This is a genomic window from Gilliamella mensalis, assembly GCF_900103085.1.
GTDB classification, from domain to species: Bacteria; Pseudomonadota; Gammaproteobacteria; order Enterobacterales; family Orbaceae; genus Gilliamella; species Gilliamella mensalis.
The window spans coordinates 1-842 of sequence record NZ_FMWR01000037.1 but is presented as its reverse complement, the minus strand read 5'-3'; the positions used below and the strand labels follow the sequence as shown (position 1 = coordinate 842).

Genomic DNA, 842 nt, shown 5'->3' with positions numbered 1-842 from the left:
TCAATACAATAACCGTGAAGATGTGCCATTAATCGTGACTAAAAACAATAAAATTTAAATTAAGGAGCAGAACAATGCCATCACAATATCAACCCCAAATTTTTGGTTGGATAGGCGATTTAGTAAAAGGCGGTAACTCTCTAACCGATGCCGATGATCGCTTGCTCTATGCCAATGATAACTACTGTGCTTTTATTCGTAAAACTTTATCAGATCAAATATTTTACTTATCCATGCTTTTTGTTCTTTTTGTCCTTTCAATACCATTAATCTACTTATCTATAAATTTAATTTTAGAATTAGCATTAAGAAAAGAAACTTTCTTGATGATTAATTTCATCGTGATATTAATTGCTTCTTTAGTTGCTTTATATATATTTATTATCCCTGAATTCTATCAAAACCTTTTTACACGCCGAGGTAGCCCCATTATTTTTAACCGTAAAACGGGTAAAGTGTATATCAATGAAAGCTATTTTTTTAATTTTAAAGTGTTACGTAATCCGCTAACCTTTTTGCACCCTAATAAAAAACGCATTAAAGAATATGACTGGGCACATTTACAAGGGGTAGTGGTACATAACTTTTCACGCTCTTCACTCAATACCACCATATTAATGGTGTGCAAACCTCATACCCATAAAACAATCGACCATATATTATTAGACCCATTACGTGCTGGCATAGGTAGTTATTTTGTTTGGGGTTGGGTCAATAACTTTATGTGCGCTAACAAATTAGCAGGTCTAAACGATGGCAAATACAAATGGGAACAAGAAACCCAATTTAAAGAAAAAATTATTAAAGGACAAGGCTGGCCTGAATGGATGGTTGAAGCGTTT

The 842-nt window shown here is 33.3% G+C and carries 1 protein-coding gene; it reads left to right on the top strand.

Annotated features, from left to right (window positions below; genetic code table 11):
• Positions 1-74: 74 nt before the first annotated feature.
• Positions 75-842, top strand: a 768-nt coding sequence (locus tag BQ5209_RS10520) for a DUF6708 domain-containing protein (protein WP_085248771.1), incomplete at its 3' end; no start/stop codon positions are given.